The sequence below is a fragment of the Marinobacter sp. L-80 genome, from assembly GCF_056859395.1.
The window spans coordinates 66,000-78,940 of the sequence record NZ_JBSXOI010000075.1; the positions used below are offsets into that span (position 1 = coordinate 66,000).

15 protein-coding genes are annotated in these 12,941 nt (G+C 56.2%); 6 read left to right on the forward strand and 9 right to left on the reverse strand.

Annotated features, from left to right (window positions below; translation table 11 throughout):
* Positions 1 to 37: 37 nt before the first annotated feature.
* Entirely contained in the window at positions 38 to 1,420 is a 1,383-nt protein-coding gene (locus AC13E3_RS17360) for a sodium-dependent transporter (protein ID WP_104270207.1), read from the forward strand.
* Between the two features lie 138 nt (positions 1,421 to 1,558).
* Positions 1,559 to 1,978 carry a universal stress protein gene (locus AC13E3_RS17365; RefSeq protein WP_338355190.1) on the forward strand — a complete coding sequence of 140 codons (420 nt, stop codon included), beginning with the start codon at positions 1,559 to 1,561 and terminating at the stop codon, positions 1,976 to 1,978.
* A 22-nt stretch (positions 1,979 to 2,000) separates the two neighbouring features.
* Here AC13E3_RS17365 and AC13E3_RS17370 read toward each other — a convergent pair whose 3' ends face one another.
* Complete coding sequence (locus AC13E3_RS17370) at positions 2,001 to 2,861, reverse strand: DUF6544 family protein (protein WP_092030217.1); 861 nt, start codon at positions 2,859 to 2,861, stop codon at positions 2,001 to 2,003.
* A gap of 106 nt (positions 2,862 to 2,967) precedes the next feature.
* Here AC13E3_RS17370 and AC13E3_RS17375 point away from each other — a divergent pair, with 106 nt between their 5' ends.
* Complete coding sequence (locus AC13E3_RS17375) at positions 2,968 to 3,822, forward strand: PA4780 family RIO1-like protein kinase (RefSeq protein ID WP_053114677.1); 855 nt, start codon at positions 2,968 to 2,970, stop codon at positions 3,820 to 3,822.
* An 18-nt stretch (positions 3,823 to 3,840) separates the two neighbouring features.
* Here AC13E3_RS17375 and AC13E3_RS17380 read toward each other — a convergent pair whose 3' ends face one another.
* The 4 genes from AC13E3_RS17380 to AC13E3_RS17395 form a co-directional block, all read right to left on the reverse strand.
* Positions 3,841 to 4,311 carry a MaoC family dehydratase gene (locus AC13E3_RS17380; protein WP_092030219.1) on the reverse strand — a complete coding sequence of 157 codons (471 nt, stop codon included), beginning with the start codon at positions 4,309 to 4,311 and terminating at the stop codon, positions 3,841 to 3,843.
* Between the two features lie 25 nt (positions 4,312 to 4,336).
* Positions 4,337 to 4,792, reverse strand: coding sequence for a CopD family protein (locus AC13E3_RS17385; RefSeq protein WP_092030220.1), 456 nt, complete (start codon positions 4,790 to 4,792; stop codon positions 4,337 to 4,339).
* A gap of 22 nt (positions 4,793 to 4,814) precedes the next feature.
* Complete coding sequence (locus AC13E3_RS17390; protein ID WP_041645020.1) at positions 4,815 to 5,876, reverse strand: GGDEF domain-containing protein; 1,062 nt, start codon at positions 5,874 to 5,876, stop codon at positions 4,815 to 4,817.
* A 93-nt stretch (positions 5,877 to 5,969) separates the two neighbouring features.
* Positions 5,970 to 6,641, reverse strand: a complete 672-nt coding sequence (locus AC13E3_RS17395) for an SDR family oxidoreductase (protein ID WP_092030222.1) — start codon at positions 6,639 to 6,641, stop codon at positions 5,970 to 5,972.
* Positions 6,642 to 6,787: 146 nt separating this feature from the next.
* Between AC13E3_RS17395 and AC13E3_RS17400 the strand changes: the two genes are divergently transcribed.
* Together AC13E3_RS17400 and AC13E3_RS17405 are read left to right on the forward strand one after the other, a co-directional pair.
* The gene (locus tag AC13E3_RS17400; RefSeq protein WP_092030223.1) at positions 6,788 to 7,618 is read left to right on the forward strand and encodes a M90 family metallopeptidase; all 831 of its coding nucleotides are present in this window, start codon (positions 6,788 to 6,790) and stop codon (positions 7,616 to 7,618) included.
* Positions 7,619 to 7,682: 64 nt separating this feature from the next.
* Positions 7,683 to 7,859: a DUF2897 family protein gene (locus AC13E3_RS17405; protein ID WP_075267673.1), complete on the forward strand. Its 177-nt coding sequence runs from the start codon at positions 7,683 to 7,685 to the stop codon at positions 7,857 to 7,859.
* A gap of 40 nt (positions 7,860 to 7,899) precedes the next feature.
* Here the strand turns inward: AC13E3_RS17405 and AC13E3_RS17410 are convergent, their stop codons facing one another.
* Together AC13E3_RS17410 and AC13E3_RS17415 are read right to left on the reverse strand one after the other, a co-directional pair.
* A complete protein-coding gene (locus AC13E3_RS17410; RefSeq protein ID WP_092030225.1) occupies positions 7,900 to 8,409 on the reverse strand; it encodes a copper chaperone PCu(A)C in 510 nt (169 codons plus the stop codon).
* A 95-nt stretch (positions 8,410 to 8,504) separates the two neighbouring features.
* Positions 8,505 to 10,781, reverse strand: coding sequence for a putative bifunctional diguanylate cyclase/phosphodiesterase (locus tag AC13E3_RS17415; RefSeq protein ID WP_482902290.1), 2,277 nt, complete (start codon positions 10,779 to 10,781; stop codon positions 8,505 to 8,507).
* Between the two features lie 226 nt (positions 10,782 to 11,007).
* Here AC13E3_RS17415 and AC13E3_RS17420 point away from each other — a divergent pair, with 226 nt between their 5' ends.
* Entirely contained in the window at positions 11,008 to 11,727 is a 720-nt protein-coding gene (locus AC13E3_RS17420; protein WP_092030228.1) for a tellurite resistance TerB family protein, read from the forward strand.
* Positions 11,728 to 11,730: 3 nt separating this feature from the next.
* On the opposite strand, the gene AC13E3_RS17425 is transcribed toward AC13E3_RS17420, so the two are convergent.
* Both AC13E3_RS17425 and AC13E3_RS17430 read right to left on the reverse strand, forming a co-directional pair.
* The gene (locus AC13E3_RS17425) at positions 11,731 to 12,069 is read right to left on the reverse strand and encodes a zinc ribbon domain-containing protein YjdM (protein ID WP_014576332.1); all 339 of its coding nucleotides are present in this window, start codon (positions 12,067 to 12,069) and stop codon (positions 11,731 to 11,733) included.
* Positions 12,070 to 12,109: 40 nt separating this feature from the next.
* The gene (locus AC13E3_RS17430; RefSeq protein WP_273156648.1) at positions 12,110 to 12,682 is read right to left on the reverse strand and encodes a histidine phosphatase family protein; all 573 of its coding nucleotides are present in this window, start codon (positions 12,680 to 12,682) and stop codon (positions 12,110 to 12,112) included.
* Between the last annotated feature and the right edge of the window lie 259 nt (positions 12,683 to 12,941).

Sequence of the window (12,941 nt, forward strand, 5' to 3'; positions counted from 1 at the left end):
CAATCAATCCGACAAAAACAATTAGCCGGAGAGAAGAATGAGTGAGAGTACCCAACCACACCAGCAGGCCAATAACCTCTGGTCCTCACGGATGGCCTTTATCCTGGCTGCGGCTGGTTCAGCCGTTGGCCTCGGGAACATCTGGAAGTTTCCGTACATTACTGGCGAGAACGGCGGCGGCGCCTTCGTTCTGATCTACCTGGCCTGTATCTTCCTGATCGGCGTGCCGGTACTGATTGCCGAAACCATGATTGGTCGGCGCGGCGGTCAGAGCCCTGTGGCCACCATGCGCACCCTGACCAAAAGTGAAGGCACAGCCAGGGGCTGGAGAGCCATCGGCTGGAACGGGGTAATTGCATCCTTCCTGGTGCTTTCTTTTTACGCCGTGATTGGCGGCTGGGCCCTGGTCTATATCGGCAAGGCCGCAACCGGGCTGTTTACCGGAGCAGATACCGAAGCCATCGGCGGCCAGTTCGGCGGGCTCCTTGCCAACCCCTGGGAACTGCTGATGTGGCACTCGGTGTTCATGGTGATTGTGGTGTTCATCGTTGGCAGGGGCATTCGCTCGGGGCTTGAGAAAGCTGTGAATATGCTGATGCCTCTGTTGTTCGTGCTGTTGGTTGCCATGGTGATCTATGCCATGAACAGCGGCAGCTTTGGCCGGGCCGTGAGTTTCATGTTCTCGCCGGATTTCAGCAAACTGACAACGGCGGGGGTTCTGACTGCCCTGGGGCACGCCGCCTTTACGCTCAGTATCGGTATTGGTGTTCTGATGGCCTATGGCTCCTACCTGCCAAAAACCGTAAACATTGCGCGGACCGCCATGACCATTGCCGTCGTGGACACCAGCGTTGCGCTTCTCGCGGGGCTGGCCATCTTTCCCCTGGTATTTGCCAATGGCCTTGAGCCAGGGGCAGGGCCCGGCCTGATCTTCGTGACCCTGCCACTGGCCTTTGGCCAGATGAGTGGTGGTGCGCTGTTCGGCACCATTTTCTTCGCCCTGCTACTGGTAGCAGCCATCACCTCGGCCATTTCCATGCTGGAACCGGTAGTCGAATGGCTGGAAGAACACAAAGGCGTGAGTCGAGCGAAAAGCGCCATTGGTGGCGGGCTCGCCATCTGGTTTATCGGTATCGGTACCGTGTTGTCCTTCAACGTCTGGGAAAGTGTGCACCCGCTTGGCTTTATTCCGTTCTTCGAGGGCAAGACGGTCTTCGACCTGCTCGACTTCCTCGTCTCCAACCTGATGATGCCTCTCGGCGGACTCGCCATTGCGCTGTTTGCCGGATGGGCGATGAAACGTGAGGGTCTGCCGGCCGATATTGGTCTGCAAGGAAGCAGCTATAAGGCATTCATGTTCGTACTCCGGTATCTGACGCCCGCCGGTATCGCCGTGGTTTTCCTGTACAACCTGTTGTAAAACGAATCCGGCCTCTCCAACCGCAAAAGCCCGGTGAACTTCACCGGGCTTTTTTTGACATACCCAACAGGGCACTGCCAATCTGAATTCAGGACAACAGACCCAAGTCTGTATCGCATGCGGAAAAGGAGAACTCTTATGTACAGCAAGATCCTCGTTCCGGTCGACCTCGCCCATACCGATAAAATGGTGAAGGCGCTCAATACCTCCATTGATATTGCCAAGCATTACAACGCCACCCTGTGCTACGTCACCGTCACCAACAGCACCCCGGGAGCGGCCGCGCACAACCCGAAAGAACTCGCAGAGAAACTGAGGGTGTTTGCGGAGGAGCAGGGAAAATCCCACGGGATCAATACCGACAGCATGGTGATTGAATCTGCTGATACCGCCGTGGAGCTTGAAGACAAGTTGCTTGAGGCGATCAAAACAACCGGGACAGATCTGGTAGTGATGGCTTCACATCCGCCGGGGATTGGCGACCGGCTACACATTCTCCATTCGAACGGCGCCAATATCGTTAAACACAGCGATATTTCGGTTTTCGTCGTTCGGTAAAGATAACAGGGCATCCGAGACACTATTCCGGATGCCCTGTTGCGTCATGCTTTGGAAATTCAATTCCCGTTACCCTGGCAATGAAAAAGGGAAAGTAATCCTCCGTGGCAAAGAAGTTCCCGGCTTCCACCTGGGTCGGCAATACAAAGCCTTCGAACTCCCGAAACTCTGACAGGTAGCCGCCAAAGGGCTGCAAGCGATGGACTTTTTCCGCATTCGCATTGGTCCACCGGTCAAAACTCACCTGGAGCGGCCGGCCGTCGCCGGCAACGACAACATCCACTGCCTGTTCCATGCCCTCATGACGAACAACCACCCTGGCCGTGTTTATATCGACCAGCTTCCAGGAAACGCCGGGCCCCGGCAGCAGGGCAGCCGGCGTCCAGAAAACCGCCTCTGCCACATAACGGCCGAATGCCGAACGGGCATGATCCGCATCACCACCCGCCCGGGCAACAGGGAATAGGCCCATCAGCCAGAACCGCGTCCACTGGTCAGTGTCCGAGCCGGAAATCCCGAGCAGGCCTCTGTGGGCGCTCATTTTCCAGATAAACCCTTCCGGCATGGCCAGCACCTGGGTGGCCTGCATGTGCACGTAGTCGGGCGACTCCCGATTGCCCATACCGAATTTTCCGTTCATAGAGATACGGGCCACGGTATAGAGCGGGGTACCAGGCTGAATGGTGTAACGGAAATACCGCTGGGCTGGCTCCGGCAAACCCTCAAGAAGAGCAAGATCAAAGCGCTCCGGGGCAGCCGGCTGCAGCGTTGCCAATCCGGTAATGACAGCCCGGTCTGCGGTGTGGTCAGACTGACGCCAAAACCAGAGGGCGACGGTGACTGCAACCACCAGAATCAACAGGATCAGGAAAAAGATTTTCATGTAAGCTATGCTCCGTAGCAGTCATTGTCCCTGCCCTGCCCGAATCCGGCCTTGTTCCAGATCAACGAACGTGGCTGCCCGACTCACTGTCAGCCTGAAAGGTTTTATGAAAGTACCAAAAAGATTACAACCACTTGTCGATGACGGCATGGTGGACGAAGTGCTCTACCAGCTCATGAGCGGCAAGGAAGCCCAGGTTTATGTTGTGCGCTGCGGAGACCAGACGCGCTGTGCCAAGGTCTTCAAGGAAGCGACAAAGCGGAGTTTCAAGCAGGCGGTGGAATACCAGGAAGGACGAAAGGTCCGGAACAGTCGTCGAGCCCGGGCCATGAGCAAGAAGACAAAGTACGGCCAGAAGGAACAGGAAGATGCCTGGCTCAACGCCGAGGTGGATGCCCTCTACCGGCTTGCCGCCGCCGGCGTCCGGGTTCCCGAACCTCTGGGCTTCGTGGACGGTGTACTGCTGATGGAGCTGGTGGCGGATGAAGATGGCAAGGCCGCGCCCAGGCTGGATGATGTCACCCTGTCCCCGGAACAGGCCCGCGACTTCCACGGCCAGGTCATCCGAGAGGTTGTCCGTATGTTGAGCGCCGGTCTGATCCATGGGGATCTGTCGGAATTCAACGTGCTGGTCGATGCCCGCGGTCCTGTCATTATTGATCTTCCCCAGGCCGTCAATGCATCCGGCAATAACAACGCGGAACGCATGTTGGAGCGCGACGTCGACAATATGCGCCGCTATTTCGGACGCTTCGCGCCGGAACTGCTGAACACCGATTATGGCAAGGAGATCTGGGCGCTCTACGAGTCAGGCGACCTGCACCCGGACAGCAAGCTCACGGGCTGCTTCCAGCACGATGACACCGCTGCCAACGTCGACGAACTGATGGAAATCATCGATGCGGCAAAAGAGGAAGAGTGGGAGCGACAGGAACGGATGAGGGACGCCGAGGAGGACTGACGCCTTAGCCGGTGCTGGTCAGCCGGCAGACGTGGTTCTCTCTTCGCTGATCATTGCTGACATCAACTGCTGTTCCTTCGGCCCGGGTAGAACACCCGTTAGCGTGGCTTCGATAACCGGCTCACCATGCTGATTCGAGAGCACCGCTTCGGCCCGGGCCCGATTCCTTGCATCCACTTCGGTGATGGTGAATACACAGGTGACGGTATCACCGAAATACACTGGCCGGCGGAAGCGAAAATTCATCCCGGACGCCAGCCAGCCAATCTGCCCACCCACTTCCGTGATCATCCCGCCAACCAGCAAGCCATGGCAGATCTTTCCCTGCAGGTTCTTGGCCTGGGCAAACTCATCGCTGTAGTGAACCGGATTCTGATCGCGGCTGATTTCCCCAAAGGACAGAGTCTCATCCTCGGTGAACGTACGCACCAGGGTAAACGAATCGCCGGCTTTCAGGCCTGCAATGGCTCTCTTTCGAATATCAGACATGGTATCGGTCCCCGATCGCTCAGCCTTACAGGTACCGACCGCCAGACCCTATGGCGACCACAATCAGGCCGAGAATCAGATTGATACCGACCAGACGGCGAATCTTTCCCACCTGAACACCACCAGCCTGCGGATCCTTGTCTGCAACCGCCTGCTTGAGCCGTCGGAAAGGCGCAAAATACACGTGAAAGTAAAGCAGCATCATCACCAGCCCGAGCGTCTGCATGGCATGAATGTGCCAGCCAGCACCGGCCATACCGCCAAACACACTGAAAATCATCCAGTAGCCGGTAACCAGGAGCAGCACAACCGCGAGCCAGACCCAGCGGAAGAACCGTTCAAGCGTCTTCGACCAAAGATGGCCACGCTGGGAGGCCTCTACCACCTCAACCACGGCCGGACGCATCGCCATGTAGGCGAAGAACATACCGCCAACCCAGATAACCGCGGACAGAACATGCAGTGCAATTGCCAGACTCATAAACCTACCCCTTGCTTTGGCTTCAGATGGTTTCCAGTTCTACCCGGTTACGGCCGCCCGTTTTACCGCGGTAAAGAGCTTCATCAGCCCTGCTGACCGCGGCACTCAGGTCTTCGCCAGTTCGCAGCTCACTTACCCCGATGCTGATCGTAACATCGATATCACCGCCGATAACTGCGCGCCAGTCCCTTGCCAAAAACGCCTTTCGTATCCGCTCCGCGCTTGCTTGCGCTTTATCAGCATTCGTATCCGGAAGAATGACCAGAAACTCCTCACCACCCCATCGACCTATCAGATCCTGAGCCCTTAATTCTTCCCGGATCACATCGGCAACACAGCCGAGTACCCTGTCACCGGCTTCATGTCCGAAGGCATCATTGATCGACTTGAAATGATCGACATCCAGCAGGAGGAAACCGACCGGGTGTCCGCTGCGCCGGAACCGCGATACCTCTTTTTCAGCCAGGTAGGTCATATGACGGCGATTGAAAAGCCCGGTTAATGAGTCCGTTGTTGCCATTTCGCGAAGCTTGCGCTGTGCCGAAACAACCATGCTGAGGTAATAGGAAGCCAGGTAACTGAACATTGCAAAGACCACGCTCAGATTGAACAGATGGACTATGTTCAGGGCTGTCTGCGGAATTGGCTGCAACGGTTCGATGTACCACATCAAGGCATCGAGCGCGACGTAGTATCCCCAGAGAGTGAGTAGCGCATAAACCGCCCATCTTCGGGACGCGGAAACGCAGATCGCCGGTATGAACATAAGAAGGTAATAATGGAAACCGCTCTCCCAGCCGATAAGAACGGTACCGAGGCCGGCGTGCCCGAGCACTTCTGCCCAGATCAGTACGACCGCAATCTTGTTTTTATGGTATTTGAGTGCGTAGTAGGCGCCGGCATACATGGCCACGCTAACCACGTTGATCCATGCCAGAACCGGCGAACCCAATGCATGAAAAAGAAAGAAAAAGATGACATCTACAGTCCCGGCGATCTGGGCACATCGCATGGCCAAACGCCAGAACTGGGGCCTGCGTTCCCGCTCAGGCTCATAATTCATTGGAGCACTCGCACTTTTCATCGACAGCAGAATTCCTTTTTTAGGTAACAAGAGTACTCGTTAAAACAGAATCCTGCCTCACTCCAATGCAAACAAATGAAAATGTTTTCAGGATCACCACGGCAGCTCGTCGCCGTTGCTGTGCCAGAACGACCCGGTATTCTCCAAGGTGAGGCCATCAATCCGCTCTGCCAGGCCTTTTGCCGATTCTTCCGGAGTAATCAACCCACCAAAATTCACCATTCGGGTCTGAACATAACCCGGGTGCAGCTGGGCCACCGCGATACCCCTCGGTTTCAGATCCATCGCGAGGGACTTGCCAAAGGCATTCAACGCCGCCTTTGAAGCACGGTACCCATAGCGGCCGCCAGAGTCGTTGTCGGCGATAGAGCCCATGCGGCTGGTGATGTTGGCGATTTTGCCTCCGGAGGGGATTTTTTCAAACAGGGCTTCAGCGATTTTCAGTGGAGCGTAGGCGTTGATTTCCATCTGCGTACGGATGGAATCAAAATCGATACTGCCCAGTTTCTCGTCCTGCAGCAGACCGGCATTGTTGATCAGCAGATCAATGGACTGGCCCTCAAGACCGGCCACGAGCCTTGCCACACCCTCATTGGTCGTCACGTCGACACTGTCGATGATCCTCGCCGCAACCTCTTCCAGCTCCGGCGAGGCCTCCCGGCACACGCCGATTACCGAGCAGCTGCGGCCTGCATAGAGCCGGGCGAGCTCCAGACCAATGCCCCGGTTTGCCCCGGTGATTACAACAGTGGAATTATCGGACATATCAGCCTCCTCAACGATCAATACGGTTCATGCAGCTTCACATCCCCTGCAATGTAGAACAACCAGCAATACGGGCCCTGACTGCGTGCAGATCCAATTTTTCTGTAAGATACGGGGTAATTCAATCAATGGTCGCCGGGAGCAGCATGTCAGCAGCACTTGTTTTCGCAGTCTTCGCAGTGACCCTGATCGCAGCAACCGTATTCTACCTCTTCTTCTACCGCGCCTTGCGGAGGGAACGGGAACTGAGAGCCCCCTTTCCAACATCCTGGCGCGAGCATCTTGATGCGAACGTGCCGCTTTACCGACGGCTTCCTGAAGCCCTCAAGCAAACCTTGGAGCAACGGGTCCAGCTTTTTCTCTCCGAGAAGGAATTCTATGGCTGTGACGGCTTTGAGGTGGACGACGCGGTGAGAGTGACCATTGCCGGCCACGCCTGTTTGCTGGTTCTTGCCCGCCCCTATTCAGATTTTGACGAGGTAAGCAGCATTCTGGTCTATCCCGATGCCTATCACGTCAGAGACATTGAAAGCGATGGCATGATTGTCAGCGAAAGTAATGAAATACGGGCCGGCGAGGCCTCAAGCAGGGGCCAGGTGGTGCTGGCCTGGCGAGAATGTCAGGAGGCCGCCCGGAACCCGCACAGCGGCCATAACGTCATGCTCCATGAGTTTGCACACCAGCTGGACTACCTGGACGGCACCGCAGACGGGGCACCGCCGCTGAGTGGAGAGCAGGCCCGGCACTGGCAAAGTTCCATGACGACGGCCTACGAAGACCTCAGGCATTCCCTCCGGCACCACCATAGATCCTGGCTTGATCCATACGGCGCTACCGAACCGGCAGAATTTTTCGCAGTGCTGACCGAGGCATTTTTCCAGCAGCCGCGCCATCTCAAGCGAGAACAGCCCGAGGTCTACAAGGCCCTGCAAGGGTATTACCGGCTCGATCCAACGGCTTTCTGGGAGGATGCATGACAGTTGTGGCAAATCAATGCGTGGTCCACTATGTAGGAAAGCGGATCAGTTGGTGGAGGTTTACATGCCAGCCATAGGATGGATATTCATAGTTGTTGCCCTTGCCTTGATCGTGGGCAGCCTGATGATACTGCGTGACAATGCCCACAGCATGAAAATCTCCGATGAAAAGATGAAGAAAATCCAGGCCCGGAAGGCGGAGATCGAGGCCGAGGAGAGCGCCGAAGACAGAGAGTGGTAGGTTTGGGGGCAGCCGCGAAGACTGCCCCGGGCAGGTTCGATCAGTGTCCGCTGTGGTCCATACTTTTGCCCGAGTGATCCATGCTCTCGCTTTTCATCATCTCGCCATCCAGCGACTCGACATTCAGCTCAACCTGCATTTCGTCGGCACCCTCAAAAGTCAGGGTCAAGGGAATGCTCTCACCCTCGCGCAACGGACTTTTCAGTTTCTCCAGCATCAGGTGAAAGCTGTGGGGCTTCAACTCCACGGTGGTACCTGCCGGTATGGCGAGCCCGCCCTTGACCGGTGCCATTCGCATTACACCATCGTGCATGCTGGTCTCATGGATCGATACGTTACCTGCCCTCGGGGTTGCGGCCCCAACCAGGGTAATATCACCGCTGCCGCTGTTGGAGATACTCATGTAACCCACGCCCATGGGCGTGCCAGGCGGTGTAGGCCGACTCCAGGGATGATCGACCGTGACCGGGCCATGGCTGTAATCATGGGCAAATGCTGTCGGGGCAACCAGGGCCAGTGCCAGCACAAACACGCTCAGGCAATACTTCATGTCCAGTGTTCCTTGTCGATGGTTCAAAACCAAAGGATAGAAAGGGTAGGCCCCGGATCCAAGCTTTTCAGTGCGACGAATGGTCGCAGACCGGGTCAATGCCCGATGGCGAGAGCCGGGTTCGCTTTCAGTCTGTCCAGGGTCTCCGGACGACTGAAGTAATAACCCTGAAAACGTCGACAGCCCATCTCGACCGGGGCGCTGGCCTGGGCCTCCTCTTCAACACCCTCGGCAACCAGCTCCATGTTATGGCTCCGGGCAATGGCAATAATACTCCGGATCATGTTCGCGGCTTTTTCGTCTTCCAGAATGGTGTCGACAAAGCTCTTGTCGATTTTCAACTCGTCAAGCGGCAGCTTACGCAAAAGACTGAGCGAGGAGTAACCCGTTCCGAAATCGTCCATCGAGATCCGTATCCCTTTCTCTCGCAATCGTTCGATCGTTTTCAGCACTCTCTCAAAGTCACTCATGAACAGGCTCTCGGTGATCTCAAGAACCAGCTCTCCAGGCGACACACGGTGCATTGCCAGAACCTCAAGCACTGTTTCAACAAAGTCTGGCTGGCGAAACTGGATAACAGAAATGTTGATAGACAGGTCCACGAAACCGCCGACCTCGTTACGAAACAGGCTGTATTCCCGGATACTGGTTTCAAGCACAAAGCGCCCGAGCGGAACCATCAGCCCGCTTTTTTCAGCGACCTCGACAAATTCCGCGGGCGAAACAAAGCCGAGTTCCTCATCCTGCCAGCGAACAAGCGCTTCCAGCCCGACCGCTTTTCCGGTCTGATCTACCTGAGGCTGGTAGACCATGTACAGTGAGCCCGATGCTAGGCCATACCTGAGACGCTGCTCGACCGACAGCCTGCGAAGATAGGCCATTTCCATCTCGCTGCGGTAAATGCAGACGTCGTTCCGGCTCTGTTTGGCCTCGTACAGCGCAAGATGGGCACTTCGAATCAGCTTGCTGAGGGAATCTCCGTCATTCGGAAAGCAGGCCACACCAATACTCGCCGTTACCTGCAACCTCAGTCGGCCCACCTCGAAGGTGCGGGACAGGTTGCCGGCCAGCGACACACAGGCTTTTTCAACATCGTCGAGATTGGTGTTCGGGGTCACAATGGCGTACTCGTCGCCACCGAGCCGGGCAAGATCGTCCCGGCTTTCAACCAGTTCGGCGAGCCGACGACCGAACTCCAGAAGGGTTTCATCGCCGGTCTCCAGCCCAAACCGGTCATTGATGCCTTTAAAGTTATCAATGTTGATCACAATGAGGCAGAACGGTTTTCTATCCGGAACCAGGTTGTCGAGGCGGTCCAGCAGCCCATTGCGATTCAACAGCCCGGTCAAATCATCGTGCCGTGAGAGGTAAGAAAGCTCCAGACGCCGCTTCTTCTCGGCGTTGTCGATAATCCGGAACCCCTTGTAGAAAACAATCCCGAAAACCAGGAAAGTCAGCAGATACTGCAACAGGGATTGGAGAAATTCCCGGTAAAGCGGAGCGAACCGGGTTTCCGAGATGGACCACAACTGGTAACGGGCGTTGAAGACAGCAGCCGTCAGATAATCCTCACCCTGGCGTCGGGTTCGGATAACCACCGAATCACTGCCCTGCATGACCTCCTCTACGCTCTTGCCGAGCTCCTTTTCAAACGCTGCCCGATTTATCTCCCTCTGGTCCATCGGCACCCGGATTTGCGAATACTGTTGCGGGCCAATGCCGTCAGCCGACATGAACTGAACATAGCCATCGGTTTCCCGGAACAACATTACGGTGTCAGAGTCGCCGTCATGCAGTGTCTTGCCGAAAACCGAACCACGGCCATCAAGCCGCATGCCGGCTGTCATGACGGCGACGACTTCCCCACTCGGGGACCGTATCGCTTTCCGGATCGGTATAACCCACGCGCCCAGGGCGTCTACGAAATAGGTCCGGCCCACGACCATTGCATCGGAAGACAGTGCTCCCAGGAAACTGTCACGGGTCTCGGGATCGGTTCTCAGATTTGGAAGAGTCGACAGATCGAGGTTGGTGCTGACACGAACCAGCGTGCCGTCCGGCCTGGCCAATCCAAAGCCCACGAGCATGGGGTTGGCGGCGAGGATGCTGTCGAGCAAGGGGATCTGTCGACTGCCTGACAGGAGGTTGTCCTGATTGAGCAACTCGCGGCCAATTACATCGAGAACCAGCTCCTGGGTTCGCAGGATACTGTCTACAGACTGAGAAACCAGCTCGACACGGGCGGTCTGGTAAAGCTTCTCGTCCGAAATAAGGCCCTGCCAACGAAAGAACAGAACGACACTGAGGAGCAACACACCACCGAGGAGGATAAGAGCGAAGAGTGTCCAAAGATTGCGTTTGAGAATTGCCAAAAGCAGTTCCAGAAATTCGGGAGGTTGAACAACGGCTTTGCGTCAGTATACGGGAGAGCCTGAAAAGCGCATTACTATTTACCGCTAATTTGTAGGCTGTTAATTCCCATGGAACTAAATGCGTCGATTCGTGACAACAGAGTAATTCCGCGTCCATCACCGATCAGGGTATCGGGTGTACTATTCTGAAAAGCTGAACGGCAGTCGATCTTAAAGGAGTGTGTTTATGAACGTGATGTCTGTACTGAACCAGGTAATGAAGCAGGCTCAGGGTGGCCAGTCCCAGGGTAGTGGCATGGACGTCAACAAAATGATGAACAGCCTTGGCAGTCAACTCAAGGGCAGCCAGGGATCCGGTTCAGGCATCGACGTAAAGAGCCTGCTGGGCGGCGGAGCCCTCGGCATGATGCTGGGTTCCAAGCGCGGCCGAAAGATGGGCGGCAAAGCCCTCAAATACGGTGCCCTGGCAGGCGTGGGTGTCCTGGCCTGGAAAGCCTATCAGAACTATCAGACCAACAGTCAGAGCCCGGCGAAACCGGCATTGGCACAGCAGGGCCAGCCACTGGAGCAACTGCAGGGCCAGGCGCAGGAACAACGGGGACTTGAAATACTCCAGGCCATGATCATGGCAGCCCGCGCTGACGGCCACATAGACGCCAACGAACGCGCGCTGCTTACCCAGGAGATTGAAAAACTGGGGCCAGATGACGAACTTCACGCCTGGATTCAGCAGCAGTTCGACGCCCCTCTGGACGCCACTGCCCTGGCACGCAATGCCGACTCACCCCAGGCCAGCCGGGAAATCTACATCGTCAGTGCGGTCATGATCGACGAACAGAACCCCATGGAGCGGGCCTGGCTGGATCAACTCGCCAGCGCCCTCCAGCTCGACCCGGGTCTTGCCAGGGAACTGGAACAACAGATCCAGAGTGCAACAGCAGGGTAGTCGTCAGGCTTTCTTGACGAACTCCGATTTCAGTTTCATGGCACCAATACCGTCGATCTTGCAGTCGATATCATGATCGCCGTCTACCAGGCGGATATTCTTCACCTTGGTGCCAACTTTAACCACGGAACTGGAGCCCTTTACCTTCAGATCCTTAATGACCGTAACCGTATCACCATCCTGAAGCTCATTGCCGTTGGCGTCGCGAATCATCTTCGCGGCGTCAGCCGCCGCAGCCTCCGCCTCAGACCACTCATGCCCGCATTCGGGACAAACCAGTTGAACGCCGTCCTCATAGGTGTACTCGGAACTGCACTGGGGGCATGGCGGAAGCTGCGACATTATCATTTCCTGTTAATTGAATGGGCGCAGGATTATACCATCAACGCCCGGGCGACACCCTCGCCAGCACCGTCGGATCTTCCGACAGGGGCAAGGCGATGATGGCGCCCTCGTTTGACGACGGAAAAATCCCGGTCAGGCTAGTAATATTCACCTGATGCGAAACCATGATGACCGGCGCACCTTCCTCCAACTGATTGACCAGAGTAATCGTCTGCCGTGTCTGAGTCGGCCCGTCACCACGATTCCGGAAAAACGAATTCAGCGACGGCCACTCGGTCACTTCACCCATGTCCATTCCGGTAGCGGTATCCATACAGCGACACCACTGACTGCTGAACACCCGCGCCTCGGTAATACCATGGTCCGCCAGAAACGGCTTCCACGCCCGAGCCTGCTCCCGGCCGGTATCGTTCAAATTTCGCTGCGTGCTGCAATCGTTAATATCAAAGTTACCCGGATCCCCAGTCCCCGGCGCCAACGCGTGGCGCAGCATCAGAACAGCCCGTCCGTCTCGCAGGGCGTCCCAGGCTTCTTCGTTGTTATCGGCAGCGGAAACGCTGAAACACAGAGCCACCGACAGAAAAACGGTTAGAAGAAATCGACCACGCATAGTTGCTACCTCCCGAAAAGATCCAAGCTCGTTGTAGGATTCGCGGACAAACTGACCATGCCCGATCGAGGCATTGGGAGCCCCCTTCCAAAAATGTTGAAGGCCAGGGATGGCCTGAAACAAGCGCACATGGACGTGCTCGTAGCGGTTTTTGGAAGGGGGCTCTCAATGCCTCCAGCACCAAGTTCCAAGGCTACTGAAGAGATACGCGGACAACATCTATCAGGCTCATATCAACAAAAGGTAGACTCTCGAGAGA

Bases quoted from the DNA above. Each gene is read 5' to 3' on its own strand.
- AC13E3_RS17400 (WP_092030223.1), top strand. From the start codon at position 6,788: ATGTCAGCAGCACTTGTTTTCGCAGTCTTCGCAGTGACCCTGATCGCA.
- AC13E3_RS17420 (WP_092030228.1), top strand. From the start codon at position 11,008: ATGAACGTGATGTCTGTACTGAACCAGGTAATGAAGCAGGCTCAGGGT.
- AC13E3_RS17360 (WP_104270207.1), top strand. From the start codon at position 38: ATGAGTGAGAGTACCCAACCACACCAGCAGGCCAATAACCTCTGGTCC.
- AC13E3_RS17405 (WP_075267673.1), top strand. From the start codon at position 7,683: ATGCCAGCCATAGGATGGATATTCATAGTTGTTGCCCTTGCCTTGATC.
- AC13E3_RS17395 (WP_092030222.1), bottom strand. From the start codon at position 6,641: ATGTCCGATAATTCCACTGTTGTAATCACCGGGGCAAACCGGGGCATT.
- AC13E3_RS17410 (WP_092030225.1), bottom strand. From the start codon at position 8,409: ATGAAGTATTGCCTGAGCGTGTTTGTGCTGGCACTGGCCCTGGTTGCC.
- AC13E3_RS17430 (WP_273156648.1), bottom strand. From the start codon at position 12,682: ATGCGTGGTCGATTTCTTCTAACCGTTTTTCTGTCGGTGGCTCTGTGT.
- AC13E3_RS17370 (WP_092030217.1), bottom strand. From the start codon at position 2,861: ATGAAAATCTTTTTCCTGATCCTGTTGATTCTGGTGGTTGCAGTCACC.
- AC13E3_RS17385 (WP_092030220.1), bottom strand. From the start codon at position 4,792: ATGAGTCTGGCAATTGCACTGCATGTTCTGTCCGCGGTTATCTGGGTT.
- AC13E3_RS17390 (WP_041645020.1), bottom strand. From the start codon at position 5,876: ATGAAAAGTGCGAGTGCTCCAATGAATTATGAGCCTGAGCGGGAACGC.
- AC13E3_RS17425 (WP_014576332.1), bottom strand. From the start codon at position 12,069: ATGTCGCAGCTTCCGCCATGCCCCCAGTGCAGTTCCGAGTACACCTAT.
- AC13E3_RS17375 (WP_053114677.1), top strand. From the start codon at position 2,968: ATGAAAGTACCAAAAAGATTACAACCACTTGTCGATGACGGCATGGTG.
- AC13E3_RS17365 (WP_338355190.1), top strand. From the start codon at position 1,559: ATGTACAGCAAGATCCTCGTTCCGGTCGACCTCGCCCATACCGATAAA.
- AC13E3_RS17380 (WP_092030219.1), bottom strand. From the start codon at position 4,311: ATGTCTGATATTCGAAAGAGAGCCATTGCAGGCCTGAAAGCCGGCGAT.